This window comes from Mycolicibacterium lutetiense (assembly GCF_017876775.1).
GTDB lineage: Bacteria > Actinomycetota > Actinomycetes > Mycobacteriales > Mycobacteriaceae > Mycobacterium > Mycobacterium lutetiense.
The window spans coordinates 1049327-1064538 of sequence record NZ_JAGIOP010000002.1 but is presented as its reverse complement, the minus strand read 5'-3'; the positions used below and the strand labels follow the sequence as shown (position 1 = coordinate 1064538).

Genomic DNA, 15212 nt, shown 5'->3' with positions numbered 1-15212 from the left:
CACAACGTTGAATACTGATAAGGGGGCTTATCAGTATTAGCGATTGAAGTTGTCAGTACCTGGGTCTAATTTGGGGAGGACCTCGGAAGGGGGCCACATGAGCACGTTGACGCTGCAAGACGTGGCCGACCTCGCCAAGGTACGCCGGCCGGTCGTCAGCATGTGGCGAAAACGGCGGACGGTGCGTGGCGTGTCGCTGCCATTTCCTGATCCGGTGGAGACCGTCAATGGCGTCGCGCGGTTTGACCGCGCCGACGTCGTGGATTGGCTGACCCGGACTGGCCGCGGCAATAACACCGAGCACAGCTATGACGCACCCGCGATCGCCGTGCCTGACGAAGCGCAGCTGGAGGATGTTGTCGCGCTGTTGTGCTGGCATGTGCTCACTGGTGAAGACTTGGCCGGCACGTCGGCAACCGAACGCATGCACGCTGCCGAGGAATTCGACCCTGACGACGTCATGATTGCCAGTGAGATCCGGCGTATGGCGGTGTCTGCCGACGTCCTTGCCTATGTCGATGATCTGGTTGAGGCATCGCATGGCCCGGGAGATGCCCTGGCTCGTTTGGAAACTGGGCGTCTCAAGCGTGATCTCGGATTGCGTGAGCTGACTCCGCGCGGCGTGGAGCTGCTGCACTGCGTTCTCGAGGCGGCCACCGTCCATCTGGAACAGGACCGGGTAGTGCTGCGGGCGCGGGGATCGGCGGCCGTCCTCGATGTCGCTGAGGCATGCGGCGTGAGCATCACAACCACTGATCGCGCGCTGCGGCGACGCGCGCTGATCCGCGGTATTGAGGCGCGGGAAAGTACTGCAGGAAAGCGTGTTTCAGCCGTCTCGACGGTGGGCTTCGGTATCGCCGAAACGCTCGACCGCCTGGATGAGGTGGTGCTCGGACTTGAGCCCGGGGACGTTGCGGTGCTGGTCGGCTCGGCCACTGCGCTGGCCGATGAGTTGGCCGGGCCGTTGCAGGCCCGAAGGGCCGCCGCATTGCGCGTCGATAACCTTGTCGCGGCACTGAGGCTGCCGCGGGGGTTGTGGCGTGAAGCGCACCGGCAGGCTGTGGCGGTGTGGGTGTGCGTGGGTGGGGCGCAGGCTGAACTGCCCTGGGTTGCCGATCTTGGGGCGGTCGAGGAGATCGAGTTGACCGACCTGGCCGCCGATGTTGCCGGCGCGTTGGCCCAGACCGAGAACCGTGCCTTCCGTTATGCCCGCAGCATGGCGGTGTCGAAGATGCGCGCGGGCGGTCCGGTGGTACCTCGGGGTGTGCGGGCCGTGCGGGTGGGTGGTGAGGCCGCCGCGAAGCACATTGACGACGTTCACCGGGCAACCCTGGTGACGACGACGCCTTTGCAGCCGCTCGACGTGCTGATCGCACCGGCGCCAGGCAACATCCGGCTGCAGCACCGTTCGCTGGGGGAGTTGCACGTGCACAAGCGGCTCATCATCAAGCGAGGACGTCGGATCGATCCCGCCGACGCGTCACCGGGCGGCACCGTCGCGGTGCTGCCGGCGGAGCTGGTCGGGCCGATTGCGCTGGATCCCTTTGACGCCGAATTGAAGTACCGGCACGCAGCCCGCACCGAGCCCGGTGACGTGATCTTTATCGAGAAGCCACAACCCCGCGCATGGGTCGATCCTGTCGGCGGGGCGATGGTCGCCTCGCCGGCACGGATTCTCCGGCTGTCCGACGCTGCGGAGGTCGGCCCTCTGGTGTTGGCCACCCTCATCAATGAGAAGGCTCCGCCAGGTAGCGAATGGGAGACCTGGAGTGTGCCGGTCCTGGGCCGCGAGGAGACCGAACATCTCGAGGCGGCGCTGCGGGAAGCCGATGACTATGAACGCCAGGCGCGTCGCCGTGCCCAGGCTGCAGTCGACTTGAAGGCCGCGTTGATCGACGGGGTGGCCTCCGGTGCCCTGACCCTCGACGCGCAAGCCACCACGCCCGGCGTTGCCGCGGTGATCGATAGAGGAATAGGAAAGGACCGGTAGCGATGCCGCCCCGCAAAAAACAAGAGCCGCAGGCGCCTTCGACCATGAAGGAGCTCAAGGACACACTCTGGAAGGCCGCCGACAAACTGCGTGGCTCACTCTCGGCCAGCCAGTACAAGGACGTGATCCTGGGCCTGGTGTTCCTCAAGTACGTGTCCGATGCGTTCGACGAGCGGCGTGAGACGATCCGCGCTGAGTTGGCCGCCGACGGGATGGACGAGTCGCAGATCGAGGATCTGATCGACGATTCCGAGGAATACCACGGCTACAACGTGTTCGTGGTCCCGCCCAACGCGCAATGGGACTTCCTGGCCGAGAACGCCAAAGGCAAACCGGCCACCGACGGCGAGGTGGCCAAGAACATCGGCCAGCTCATCGACGAGGCGATGGACGCGGTGATGAAGGCCAATCCCACCCTCGTCGGCACCCTGCCGCGGCTGTACAACCGCGACAACATCGACCAGCGGCGCCTCGGTGAGCTCATCGACCTGTTCAACAGTGCTCGGTTCAGCCGTCAGGGTGAGCACCGGGCGCGGGACCTGATGGGGGAGGTCTACGAGTACTTCCTCGGGAATTTTGCTCGGGCAGAGGGGAAACGGGGTGGCGAGTTCTTCACCCCACCCAGCGTGGTCAAGGTGATCGTGGAGGTGCTGGAGCCCACTAAGGGGCGGGTATATGACCCGTGCTGTGGGTCGGGCGGCATGTTCGTGCAGACCGAGAAGTTCATCGCCGAACATGACGGTGACGCGAAAGATGTTGCCATATACGGTCAGGAGAGCATCGAGGAAACCTGGCGGATGGCGAAGATGAACCTGGCTATCCACGGCATCGACAACAAGGGCCTCGGTGCCCGGTGGGGTGACACCTTCGCCCGGGACCAGCACGCCGATGTCCAGATGGACTATGTGATGGCCAATCCGCCCTTCAACATCAAGGATTGGACCCGCAACGAGGAAGATCCGCGGTGGCGCTTCGGTGTGCCGCCGGCCAACAACGCCAACTACGCCTGGATTCAGCACATCCTGTCCAAGCTGGCCGCAGGCGGGAAAGCCGGCGTGGTGATGGCCAACGGGTCGATGTCGTCGAGCTCCAGCGGGGAAGGCGATATTCGGGCCCAGATCGTCGAGGCCGATCTGGTGTCGTGCATGATCACCCTTCCGACCCAGTTGTTCCGCAGCACTGGGATTCCGGTATGTGTTTGGTTTTTCGCCAAGGACAAGTCTGCAGGCAAGCAAGGATCTGAGGATCGGTCCGGGCAGATGCTGTTCATAGATGCTCGGGAACTGGGCTACATGGTGGACCGGGCCGAGCGTGCACTGTCTAACGAGGACATCGTGCGGATTGGTGATACCTACCATGCATGGCGCGGGTCTGCTTCGGCCAAGGCGAAAAAGCTGACTTACGAAGATGTTCCTGGATTCTGCAAGTCTGCGACATTATCGGAGCTCAAAGCTGCTGACTATGCTTTGACGCCGGGGCGGTATGTGGGAGCGGCCGACATCGAGGACGACGGTGAGCCCATCGACGAGAAGATTGCGCGGCTGACAAAGGAACTGCGGGACGCGTTCGACGAGTCGGCACGGCTGGAGACAGTTGTGCGGGAGCAGTTGGAGCGGTTGGCATGAGACTTGAGCCCCTGGTGCTGGGCGAATCACTCGAGCTCCTCATCGACAATCGAGGAAAGAACCCGCCCTACGCAGCATCAGGTATTCCGGTCGTATCTGGCATGTCAGTGCGACAAGACGGTCTTGATCTTAGGGATTCCAAACGTGCATCTCGGGACACGTGGAAGCAGTGGATGCCGAATCCCACTCAGCGCGATGACGTGATCATGACGAGCGAAGCTCCTCTTGGCCGCGTGGCGCTAGTACGAACCGATGAGCCAATGCTCATCGGTCAACGTGTGTTCGGATTGCGCGGACGGAAGGGCGTATTGGATTGCAGGTTTCTTTATTACGCACTGCAATCTGCACCTGTCCAGGCGGACCTAGCATCTCGGGCTACGGGATCGACGGTTCTCGGCATTCGGCAGCCTGAACTTCTGAAGGTGAAGATACCTGCGCCCGATTTCGCGCAGCAACAGGCGATCGCGGACGTGCTCGGCGCGCTCGACGACAAGATTGCCACCAACGAACAGGCGCTCGATAGCATCGATCGCTTGCTGGCCGCTAAGTACGAGTCCGCATTGAAGGCAGGATGCAGAGAAGCGGCACTCGGCGAGGTCGCTGCGTTTCGAAACCGGCAGCGGATTCCACTCTCGTCTCGAGAACGCGAGGAGCGCCGAGGGACTGTGCCGTACTACGGCGCAGCGGGGAGGTTGGACTTTGTGGATGAACCCATATTCGACGAATCACTGGTTCTCGTGGGTGAAGATGGCTCTGTCATCACCAACAATGGGGCTCCGGTCCTGCAGTACATCTGGGGACCATCTTGGGTGAACAATCATGCGCATGTGCTGATTGGCAATGGGATCGCGACGGAGACTCTTCGCTGTGCACTGAAGCGGTCGAATGTGGCGCATCTCGTCACCGGCGCCGTCCAACCCAAGATCAGCATGGGAAACCTGAGGAATTTAACCCTTCAGCTACCCGCCCAGTCGGCGGAGTTCGATGAAATATCGACGGACTTCGCCGCGGTTACCAGAGCGGTCACCGACGAGTCAGCCGTGCTCGCTCGCGTCCGCGACGAACTCCTCCCACTTCTCATGTCGGGCAAGGCCAGCGTGAAGGACGCTGAGGCAGCCGCTTCGGAGGTGCTGTAATGGCGTACGGGTTGGAAGACCGATTAGTCGTCGGGGTGGCGTCAAGCGCGCTCTTTGATCTCGCGAAGTCCGACGCCTACTTCAAGAAACACGGCGAGGCGAAATACCGCGTGTACCAAGATAAGCGGCTCGACAAGACGTTGCAGCCCGGTGTTGCGTTCCCATTCATTCAGCGATTGTTGGCACTCAATGATCTTCGGCCTGGCGATCCCCTCGTCGAGGTCATCATCCTGTCGCACAACGACCCGATGACGGGGCTCAGAGTGATGCGTTCGGTCAAGGCTCATGGACTGGCGGTGAGCCGCGCGGTCTTCACTCAGGGGCAGTCCCCGTACGCCTATATTCGGGCGTTCAGAATGTCGTTGTTCTTGTCGGCGAACCGGCAGGATGTGGATGCGGCGATTGCCTTGGGGTTGCCCGCCGGACATGTCCTTCCGTCCTCCGCAAAGTACGATCCCGCCGACGCGTCGCTCCGCGTCGCGTTCGACTTCGACGGCGTTGTGGCAAGCGATGAATCCGAGCAGATTTACAAGTCTGCCGACGGTCTTGAGGACTACCTGGAACATGAGTCCAGCAAGCGGGACGTTCCACTTGCGCCTGGACTCCTGAAGCCACTTCTGGAGGACCTCAACAGAATCCAGACGATTGAAGATGAACGGCGGTTGCAGGACCGGTCATACCAACCGAGATTGCGGGTTTCGTTGGTCACCGCACGAAACGCGCCTGCTCACGAACGTGCGGTGAATTCGCTCCGGGCCTGGGGCGTCAACGTGAATGACGCATTTTTCCTTGGTGGGATCGAGAAGTCGACGGTACTTCAAGTCCTTCGCCCTCACATCTTTTTCGACGACCAGCAGGGTCATCTCGATACGGCTGCCGAACACATCGCCGGTGTGCACATTCCTTACGGGGTCGCAAACGAACCGCGGGTACGGGCGGGAAGCGCTGTCGATGTGGGATTTCCTCCTGGCCCTAAGGACAAGGCGGAGCTGACCGTCGTGGGTGCGCCCGAGGGGGTGACGGATGAACCGGCAAAGTCGGAGATTGCCTAACGCCCATGGTGAGGAAACCAGGCGCCCGTCAATTGTCCCCATCCTCTTGCGGAACTCTTGCGCTTCTCTTGCAGTCTTGCGGCAGCGCAAGGGACGGTCTCGCAATAGTCCGCGTAGGTGCCGCGGTCGCCGCAGGTTTTGTCGGTCCACGCGCGGAGAGTTGGCGCTATGACCAATCAGCAGAAGTCCAGTTCTCCGAGCACAGGATCGCGTCTGGCAACCACCGCAGCCGCCGTGCCCGCTTGGTATCCCGAATTGCTGGACGCCGTCGCCGGCCATGTCCAGATTGGGCGTCAGCGGGCCGTTGCGGCTGCCAACAAGGAACTCCTGACCACGTATTGGGCTGTAGGTAGCGAGATCCTCGCCCGCCAGGAGGCTCAGGGCTGGGGTGCCCGGGTAATCGATCGCCTGTCAGCTGACCTGCGTGAACGTTTCCCCGATGCGAAGGGATTCTCGGCGCGGAACCTCAAGTACATGCGTGCCTTTGCGGCCGCGTGGCCGGACGCTGCAATTGTGCAAGCGAGACTTGCACAATTGCCGTGGTACCACCACATCGCCCTGCTGGAAAAGTTGAACACCTCTGACCTGCGACTTTGGTATGCGCAAGCTGCAGTGGACGACGGTTGGAGCCGGAGCATCCTCGTCCACCACATCGAGACGGGGTTCCATCGGCGCGCAGGGCGGGCGATCACCAACTTCGCTCGAACGTTGCCCCCGGCCGATTCTGATCTCGCCCAACAGGCCACCCGAGATCCGTACCTGTTCGATTTCGTCGGCATTGCCGACATCCGCCGTGAATACGACCTGGAACGTGTGCTGACCGACCACGTCGAGAAGTTCCTTCTCGAACTCGGGCAGGGCTTCGCGTTCGTCGGCCGCCAAGTGCACCTCGAAATCGGTGATGCTGACTTTTACGCCGACCTGCTGTTCTATCACTTGAGGCTGCGATGCTTCGTGGTGATCGAGCTCAAAGCGGGAGACTTTGATCCCAGCTACTTGGGGCAGCTCGGAATGTATATGGCCGCTGTCGACGATCTACTGCGCCATGCTGAGGACAAGCCGACCATTGGTCTGATGCTGTGCAAGAGCAAGAACAACGTCGTGGCTGAGTACGCATTGCGTGGCTACGCAGCGCCGATTGGTGTCGCGGAGTGGAAGACCGCGATCACCGCCAACCTGCCGGAAGAACTACAGGCCGGCCTGCCCACAGTCGAAGAACTCGAAGCCGAACTCGAAGGCGACATGACCAAAGGAGATTCGCCGTGACCGGATTCAGCGAAGCCGATTGGGAATTGGTCGCGCTCGACACCCTCGGTGAGCATGAGTGGGAGACGGCCACCGGCACCCAGATCGCCCCGGGCACCGACGACGGCCGGGAATCGTGGGACGACATCGTGCTGCCCGGGCGCATGCTGGCCAAGATGCGTGACCTGAACCCTGATGTCCCCGCCGAATACCTCGATCAGGCCCGCGCCGCGATCATCCAGCCGCAGTCCCAAGACGCGCTCGCCGAAAACTACCGACTGCAACAGTATCTCGTCGCGGGTTACCGCGGTATCAGCTATATCGACGCCGACGGGATCGAGCAGAACCCGACGATCCGTCTGGTCAGCCACAAGCCCGATGAGAATGAATTCCTTGCCGTGCAGCAGGTTACGGTCCGCACCCAGGAAAAGCACCGGCGCTTCGACATCGTTCTCTACCTCAACGGCATGCCGGTCGGGATCATCGAACTTAAACAGGCCGGCGCCAAACACGCCGACATCGCCGGCGCGCACGCCCAGTTGCGGACGTACCTGCGCGAATTTCCCGTGGCGTTCCGGTTCGCGGTGCTCACCGTGATCAGTGACGGCATCAACGCCCGCTACGGCACCCCGTTCACGCCACTGGAGCATTTCGCTCCCTGGAACGTCGATGATGACGGCAAGCTTGTCACCTTCAGTGACCTGGCCGTCGACGAAGATGTCCCGATCGAACTGGAAACCCTCATCGACGGACTGTTCAACACCGAACGCTTTCTGCAACTGCTGCGCAACTTCACTGCGTTCGACGAAGACGGCGATGGGCTGACCAAGCGAATCGCCAAGCCGCACCAGTACTTTGCGGTGACCAAGGCCGTTGGTTCCACGGTGCAAGCGGCCGAAACCAACGGGAAGGCCGGCGTTGTCTGGCATACTCAGGGTTCGGGCAAGTCGATGGAAATGGAGCTCTACGCTCACCTGGTCGCCCAACAGGCCAAGCTCAAGAACCCGACCATCGTCGTCGTCACCGACCGCAAAGAGCTCGACTCGCAGCTGTACGAAACGTTCAACCGGTCCCGGCTTCTCGCCGAATCGCCGGTCAAGGTGGCCAAGCGGTCGGAGTTGCGTGACGAACTTTCCAACCGGACCACTGGTGGCATCTACTTCACCACACTGCAGAAGTTCGACCTGACCAAGCAGGAACGTGAGTCGGGCGCCGACCATCCGCTGCTCAGCGACCGACGGAACATTATCGTCATCGTCGACGAAGCCCACCGCAGCCACTATGACCAACTCGACGGCTATGCCCGCCACATTCGTGATGCGCTGCCCAACGCGGTGTTCATCGCTTTCACCGGGACGCCCATCTCGGGGATCGACCGCGACACCCGTGACGTGTTCGGTCCGGATATCGATGTCTATGACCTGACCCGCGCTGTCAAGGACAAGGCCACGGTGCCGGTCTTTTTCGAGCCGCGACTGGCCAAGGTCGGCTGGTCGAAAGACTTCAACGAAGTCGACCTCGACCACGCCGTCGACGAAGCGACCCTCGGCCTCGACGACGTGGAACGCAACCAGATCGAGAAGTCCGTCGCCGTCATCAATGCCATCTACGGTGCGCCGGAGCGGTTGGCCAAGTTGGCTCAGGACATCGTCACGCACTGGGATGCCCGCTCAGAAGCGATGCGTCCGTTCATCGAATCGCCGGGCAAGGCCTTCATCGTCGGTGCGACTCGTGAAATCTGCGCGCGCCTCTATGAAGAGATCGTCAGACTGCGACCCGAGTGGCATGACGAGTCCATCGACAAGGGCGTCATCAAGGTCGTCTACTCCGGCTCGGCGCAGGACCAGGGGCTAGTCGCCAAACACGTTCGTCGCGAGGGCCAGAACAAGACCATCCAAAAACGCCTGCGGGACGCTGACGACGAACTTCAGATCGTCATCGTCAAAGACATGATGCTCACCGGGTTCGACGCGCCGCCGCTGCACACGCTGTATCTGGACCGCCCGCTCAAGGGTGCATTGCTGATGCAGACCTTGGCGCGGGTCAACCGCACCTTCCGAGGCAAGCCCTCCGGCCTGCTGGTCGCTTACGCGCCGTTGATCGACAATCTGGCCGAGGCGCTCGCCGAGTACACCGAAACCGACCGCAAGGAACAGCCACTCGGCAAGGATGTCGACGAGGCGGTGGCGCTGACGACCGCGCTGGTTGGTCAACTCGACGAGCTGTGCGCTGTGTATGACTGGCGGTCGAAAATCGATGCCCAGCACGGAAGTTGGCTGAAGACGGCGGTCAATCTTGCGGGGCGCCTGCGCGACCCCAGCACCCCGGGAAACCAGACTGAGCCGACCCTGGGGGACCGGTTCCGGACGTTGTCGGCCCAATTAGCGCGGGCCTGGTCACTATGTGCCGGGAACCAAACTTTGGACGAGCTGCGCCAGACGGTCAAGTTCTACGAGCAGGTCCGCGTGGTGATGGGCAAGCTCGATGCCCAACAGCGTCAAGCCGAGGGCAAACCGATACCGGAGGACATCAAGCGACTGCTGTCGGTGCTCGTCGACGAGTCAACCGCCTCCGGCGGCATTGTCGACATCTACGAAGCCGCGGGATTGTCGAAGCCGTCGCTTTCGGAGCTGACACCTGAATTCGAGGCCAAGACCAAGCGTTCGGACAACCCGCACTTGGCGATCGAGGCGCTGCGGGCGCTGATCACCGAGGAGATGGGGGTGGCCACCCGAAACAACCTCGTGCGGCAACGCTCATTCTCTGACCGCGTCGGGGAGCTGATGCGCAAATACACCAACCAGCAGATCACCTCCGCCGAGGTGATCGCCGAGCTGATCGCGATGGCCAAAGAGGTCGCTGCCGAAGGCGATCGAGGAAGGCGCTTTTCACCGCCGCTGTCCCACGACGAGCTGGCCTTCTATGACGCGGTGGCCGACAACGAGTCGGCCCTTGAATTCCAGGGCGAGGACGTGCTGGCACAGATTGCGCGCGAACTGGTTACGGTGATGCAGCGCGATACGAAGACCGACTGGACCGTGCGCGACGATGTGCGGGCCAAACTGCGGTCATCGATCAAGCGGCTGCTGGTCAGGTACAAGTACCCACCCGACAAGCAGCTGGCGGCCATCAAGCAGGTCATCGATCAGATGGAGGCGTTGGCGCCGCAGTATGCCGACGCTGCTCGACGGAGAACTTCAGGGGGAGAGAATGATTGATCGATTGGCGCGGGCGTTCGATGGGGTGCAAGACTGCTACCTGCACGACCCGGCATTCGCCGATCCGGAAGCGCGGACGCGACACGTGGAATGGCTGCGCACGCGGCAGGAGGCCATTGCGCGACAGTTGGTGGAGGAAGGTGCCGCCGATCACGCGTGGGAGGCCGCCGAAGATCTGGTGATCGGGCGCGAGATCATCGGTGCGCTGCCGCCGCGTGTGGTGCACGAGCGTCGCCACCGGTGGGCGTACTTGGAAGCCGAGGTCGCCGATCCGGTGGATCCTGCGACGGTGCGCCACGATGAGTTGAGCACCCGGCACTGGCATGACCGTGCAGCCGCGGCGACCGTGGACTTGCCTGAGCCGGTGGGTAATCCGGGTGACTATCGAGGGCACGATCCGATCGAGGATGTAGCACTGGCTCCACAGATGCACTGGACCGATGTGAACAAGAAGGCAGCGCTCGAAGCGGCGATTGGCGTCTACGGAATTGAACCGGGGCAGTGGTTCGATCTGGAGTGGCCGCCCGTCGCGCATCTCTACGACCCGGGCAGCGTGCACGAGTCCGGGTTCGAGCCATGCGAAGCCCACGTTGAGGACGGCGGCGATGATGTGGAAGCGATGGCGGAATGGAGGTGGACAACCATGTTGCGTATCAACGTAATCGCGTTCGACCACGAAGGCCGGGAGTTGTCCCGCGAGTGCTACTTCGAACAAGCCGTCGAGGTTGCCACTACCTATCAGGATCCACGGGATGTCCTGATCGGACCTCCGGGTGTGGGCCGGCAGTTGTGACCCGTCGAGGGCGTGAAACTGTACGCGCGTGGCAGTCGGGAACGGAGATGCTGATTACTGGCGGCTTGCTACATTGGTAGAAGATGTATCTGTCCAGGGGGGCTGTTTTGGTGTCTGAATTGCGCGTTGATCCCAGTTCGCTGGATCGCGAGGCGAACGCCGTGCTCGACCACTCCGATGTGTCGCGTCGTGAGCACTCCACACATGATGATGACTTGCTAGAGGTGGCCGAAAAATGGAACGGGGAGATTGCCGGCGCACTGGCGCATGTTGCGGACGCTTGGGCGCAGAATCGCGCCGCTCTGCATCAAAGGGTCAGCAAACTAGGTGTGGGCATGTCTGAAGCGGCTATCCAATATTGTGCCGCCGATAAATCGTCCGAGACGGTTATCGATCGGACTGCCGAGGCTTTGTAGGCCATGGTCTCCATCCCCGATATCGAGAAGTGGGATGTCGCTGTCCTGCAACAGGTTCTCGATGCGGCCAAGAACTCCGGGCATAGTCTCCAGCGGCTGGGCGACGGACTCGACAACGCCAAGTCGAATCTTGATAAATGGCAGGGTGAGACGGCCGAGGCGTGGCGGTCCGAGCACGGCAAGATCCTAGCTGACATCAGCGATCAGCATGGGCAGACGGAAAAGGTGGCCTCCGCGATCAATGTAGCGATTGAGGATGTGCGCTGGTGTGTCAACGAACTCCGCGACTCTCGGGCAGAGGCGGAGCGGATGGGCATGAAGATTCAGGCTGACGGTACGGTCTTCGACCCTGAAGCGAGTAAAGAGTACGACGTGCAAACCGCACTGACGCGCCAGATGGTTCAAGCTGACACTGAGACGCGGTTGAAAGCGTTGTTGGTCAAGGCGACTGCCACTGATGTCGAGGTTGCGAACGCGCTGCGTGCCGTGGTTGGCGACTCTGACAAAATTCAGCCCGTACCGGCCGGTTCACCGAGCGCGCTCACCCCAGAGCAGATAGAACAAAAGAAGAATCAGGTCGAAGCGTTCCGAGGAGTCTTTGGCCGGGCACCAAAGTCCCCGGCTGATTGGAAGACCGCTGAGGCGCTCGACCCACATAGCTACGGTCGCATGGTCAAAGGCGCACCACCGAACATCGTTGTGGGCAAGGTTAAACCGGTTCCTGGGCAGGGCGTCGTCCAAGGCAATCTGTTCATTCCGGGTGAGGATGCTGTGGCGCCGTCGATTGAACCGAATCGACCGCTTTTCCCCCACGGAGAATTCAATGCTGGCGATAACCGAGGTTTCGATCCAGAGGTAGGATCCGAAGCCAACCGAGTGCAGATCACCGTTGATTACGAAAACGGTTTGGTGACAGCCCGTCAGAACCCCTCGGTGAACCTCACCACCGGTGAGACTCAAGCAGGTAAACCCGATATCGCTGTAACGCAGAAGGCCGATGGCGGGGTCTTGGTTCAGTACAACGCCGCCGACCCGTTCTCCCCGGGTGGTCAAGATCTTGCCAAAGCACTGAATTACAGCGTCAACGGTGAAATCGCAGTGCAGCCGGGTGCCTCCGGGCCTTCGGTCGGCGGGAACATTACGACATTCCCCTCGTTTGAAGTCGCCCATACGTCCGTGGATGGGCAGGTGACTTCTTTGCTCCAGTCTGCGCCGAGTTTCACGGACAGTGAGTTCGGTCCTATGGTCGGGCTGTTGCCTCCAACCAAGGCGGTGGGCGACATTGGGCTAGTAGGCGAATTCAACAGCTACTTCCCCTCCCTGCAGAGCGGTCTGACGACCCCACTGGGGTCAGCGCACTTGCCGGGCGCGGTTCCTGTTGCTCCGCCGCTTACGATCGTGCCACCGACCCTGACGCCACTCGGTCCGATCAGCGACATTCCGGATATTCCGGTTCGCACCCCGGTCCACATACCCAAATGACCGAACCGACCGCAGCGTCCATCAATTGGGTACGCGCAACGATGTGGGGTGCTGCTCTTGGTGGTGCTTTCTGGGCGATTGTCATGAGGTGCATCGTCGCCGACGATGGACCTTCGAGCGCGAGGATGTTGGGTATCGTTGCCATAGTTGCGCTGGCCACCGTCGGTGTCGGTGGACTGGTATTCAAGTTCAGTCACTGGCGCACAGCAGCTGCCGCTATTATTCTCGCACCGTTGACTGGATGGGTCGCGATTCTCATTTATATCGTTGTATAGCCCAAGGACATTGAATGGACATGGACGACTCCACCGCCGCCGGAGGTAAGTCAGACGTCAGTAATCGGGATCCGTGGCAAATTCTCTTGGGCCTGCTGCTAGGAATTGCCACAGCGGCTAATCCATTTGGAGCATTCTACTGGGGGTATTCGTTTATCCCACCTCTGTTGCTCGGATTTGCGCTTTATATGCCTCGGAAGACACGCGCGGTCGGCATTGGCTTCATAGCGGCTGCCCTCGGGTTATCTGTATTTGTCGGGACCGCGATGCTACTACTGCTGCTGATGAGCTAAGAAGCTCGAATTTTTGACACGATTCGGTCCGCCACATTCGATGCGCCGACGGCATCTTGCCCGGTCCCGCATACTTCGGTGCCGAGGATGACGTTGTCTACCCGGCGTATATCTATCCCGCACACTCCAGATCCGCCTGCCATCGAGTAGCTCCACTGAACTTGCGTCGCAGACGCTTCCATGGGGCCGATGATGCCCCCGGTATCCGGTGTTGCACGGCACTCATTCAGCTTCGTCGTGATCCGCTTGAAGACATCAATCGCGATGGCATCCTGTGGGTACAGTGCGATCGTCTGCGTGATCCTTGGCTTTATCGCATTTGAGGATTCGACTGTGCGATATGCCAAATAGCCCCCCCCGATGACGGCCGCGTCACGTGGTCCGGCAACCATTGGTGCGCATGGATATGTGCGGTCGCCCCCACGCTTCTGCGGCATCCCCTCAACTATTGGGTCGCCATTTGCGTCCACTCCGGTCGCGGATCGGACCTCGTCACCGTTCAGAAACAAGTCCGCAAGCTGAGTCGCCGCAATCGCGGGAGTAGGTTCGAATGAAGTCTGGGGACTTTGCGGTATTGAGCTTGAACATCCGGCCACCGTTAAGCCTGCGGCGATAGCGCCGACGATGAAGGGATGCCGTCTCATAGTCGCATTCTAAGTCAAACGATGTCCCGGCCGTCTTGGTCAAACGCAAATGGCGGCAGAGTGGCCTGCTTGCGGCTAGTTGACGATGTGCCGAAACATCTAGTTCGCGCCGATTGGGTTGCCCAAAAATTGTCGCGGGGGAGCCCCGGCCAGTGGCCGGGGCGGCCCGTCAACTCCCGGCGGCAGCCGTCGCCCGCTCGTACTCGGCGGCGCTGGAGAACGCGAGTGCCACGGCGCCGCCGACGGCAGCGATGAAGGCGATCACGACAAGCCAGCCGTAGCCCGGCCGCGAAGCATCGCCCAATAGCACCACGCCCACGATGCCGGGGACCACGGTTTCGCCGACCACCAATGCCGCGGCGACACCGTTCACCGACCCCACCTGCAGGGCAACGGTGAACAGGTAGAAGCCACCGAGGCCTGCGACGAGGACGGCCCACGTCGCCGGGTCAGCGATCAGGACACCCACCTTCAGCGGGTCGAGGCCGTCGACGACGCGAATTGCCACGGCCATCGCCCCATAGAGCACGCCGGCGATCAGACCCGCAGGTACGGCAGCCTTCCTCCCGAGGAGGCGGACCAGCGCCACACCCAGGCCCAGAATGATCACCGACCCCGCCAGCACACCCCAATGCATGAGCGCGCCGGGATCGTGGTCGCCCAGCCGACCGGCAGTGGCTCCCAGGATGCACAGCGCCGCAAGAACTATGGCGATCGCGGTCCAATCACGCCGATGTAGCCGGACACGGAGCACGAAGATGCTCAACACGGCGGTCACCACCAGATTGGCGCTCATGATCGTCTGCGACAGGAACAGCGGAATCAACCGGGCCGAGACCAGGCTGCCCACGAAGCCGAGAAGGTCCAGCGCAATTCCCGCGATGAAGATCGGGGCGAGCATCGCGGTGACCGTCGAGCGCACGGTGGGGCCGTGCTCGGGGGTGCTGCCGTCGACGGAATGGCCCGCGGCATAGGACTGCAGCACGGACGCGGTCCCGTAACCGAGACACGCCAGCAGTGCGGCGGCCACGCCGATCAGCACT

13 protein-coding genes are annotated in these 15212 nt (G+C 61.6%); 11 read left to right on the top strand and 2 right to left on the bottom strand.

Features of this window, described 5'->3' with window-relative positions; genetic code table 11:
* The first annotated feature begins 97 nt into the window (after positions 1-97).
* The 11 genes from JOF57_RS14445 to JOF57_RS14395 all read left to right on the top strand — a co-directional run bounded on the left by JOF57_RS14445 (position 98) and on the right by JOF57_RS14395 (position 13525).
* Positions 98-1990: a hypothetical protein gene (locus JOF57_RS14445; RefSeq protein ID WP_209917510.1), complete on the top strand. Its 1893-nt coding sequence runs from the start codon at positions 98-100 to the stop codon at positions 1988-1990.
* Positions 1991-1992: 2 nt separating this feature from the next.
* Complete coding sequence (locus JOF57_RS14440) at positions 1993-3615, top strand: class I SAM-dependent DNA methyltransferase (protein ID WP_209917509.1); 1623 nt, start codon at positions 1993-1995, stop codon at positions 3613-3615.
* 173 nt (positions 3616-3788) lie between these two features.
* Complete coding sequence (locus JOF57_RS14435; protein WP_209917508.1) at positions 3789-4751, top strand: restriction endonuclease subunit S; 963 nt, start codon at positions 3789-3791, stop codon at positions 4749-4751.
* Entirely contained in the window at positions 4751-5803 is a 1053-nt protein-coding gene (locus JOF57_RS14430; RefSeq protein ID WP_209917507.1) for a 5'-nucleotidase, read from the top strand. Before JOF57_RS14435 ends, JOF57_RS14430 begins: the two co-directional genes overlap by 1 nt.
* 168 nt (positions 5804-5971) lie before the next feature.
* The gene (locus JOF57_RS14425) at positions 5972-7069 is read left to right on the top strand and encodes a PDDEXK nuclease domain-containing protein (protein ID WP_209917505.1); all 1098 of its coding nucleotides are present in this window, start codon (positions 5972-5974) and stop codon (positions 7067-7069) included.
* Positions 7066-10266 carry a type I restriction endonuclease subunit R gene (locus JOF57_RS14420; RefSeq protein ID WP_209917503.1) on the top strand — a complete coding sequence of 1067 codons (3201 nt, stop codon included), beginning with the start codon at positions 7066-7068 and terminating at the stop codon, positions 10264-10266. Before JOF57_RS14425 ends, JOF57_RS14420 begins: the two co-directional genes overlap by 4 nt.
* Complete coding sequence (locus JOF57_RS14415) at positions 10259-11059, top strand: hypothetical protein (RefSeq protein ID WP_209917501.1); 801 nt, start codon at positions 10259-10261, stop codon at positions 11057-11059. Before JOF57_RS14420 ends, JOF57_RS14415 begins: the two co-directional genes overlap by 8 nt.
* Positions 11060-11169: 110 nt before the next feature.
* Positions 11170-11475: a hypothetical protein gene (locus JOF57_RS14410; RefSeq protein WP_209917499.1), complete on the top strand. Its 306-nt coding sequence runs from the start codon at positions 11170-11172 to the stop codon at positions 11473-11475.
* 3 nt (positions 11476-11478) lie between these two features.
* A complete protein-coding gene (locus tag JOF57_RS14405) occupies positions 11479-12957 on the top strand; it encodes an Rv0964c family protein (protein WP_209917497.1) in 1479 nt (492 codons plus the stop codon).
* The gene (locus JOF57_RS14400; protein ID WP_209917494.1) at positions 12954-13232 is read left to right on the top strand and encodes a hypothetical protein; all 279 of its coding nucleotides are present in this window, start codon (positions 12954-12956) and stop codon (positions 13230-13232) included. Before JOF57_RS14405 ends, JOF57_RS14400 begins: the two co-directional genes overlap by 4 nt.
* Positions 13233-13246: 14 nt before the next feature.
* Positions 13247-13525: a hypothetical protein gene (locus JOF57_RS14395; protein WP_209917493.1), complete on the top strand. Its 279-nt coding sequence runs from the start codon at positions 13247-13249 to the stop codon at positions 13523-13525.
* Here the strand turns inward: JOF57_RS14395 and JOF57_RS31430 are convergent.
* Both JOF57_RS31430 and JOF57_RS14385 read right to left on the bottom strand, forming a co-directional pair.
* Positions 13522-14169, bottom strand: coding sequence for a sensor domain-containing protein (locus JOF57_RS31430; protein ID WP_209917491.1), 648 nt, complete (start codon positions 14167-14169; stop codon positions 13522-13524). The two genes, JOF57_RS14395 and JOF57_RS31430, sit on opposite strands and share 4 nt — an antisense overlap.
* Before the next feature lie 169 nt (positions 14170-14338).
* Positions 14339-15211: a DMT family transporter gene (locus tag JOF57_RS14385; RefSeq protein WP_209917489.1), complete on the bottom strand. Its 873-nt coding sequence runs from the start codon at positions 15209-15211 to the stop codon at positions 14339-14341.
* Between the last annotated feature and the right edge of the window lies 1 nt (position 15212).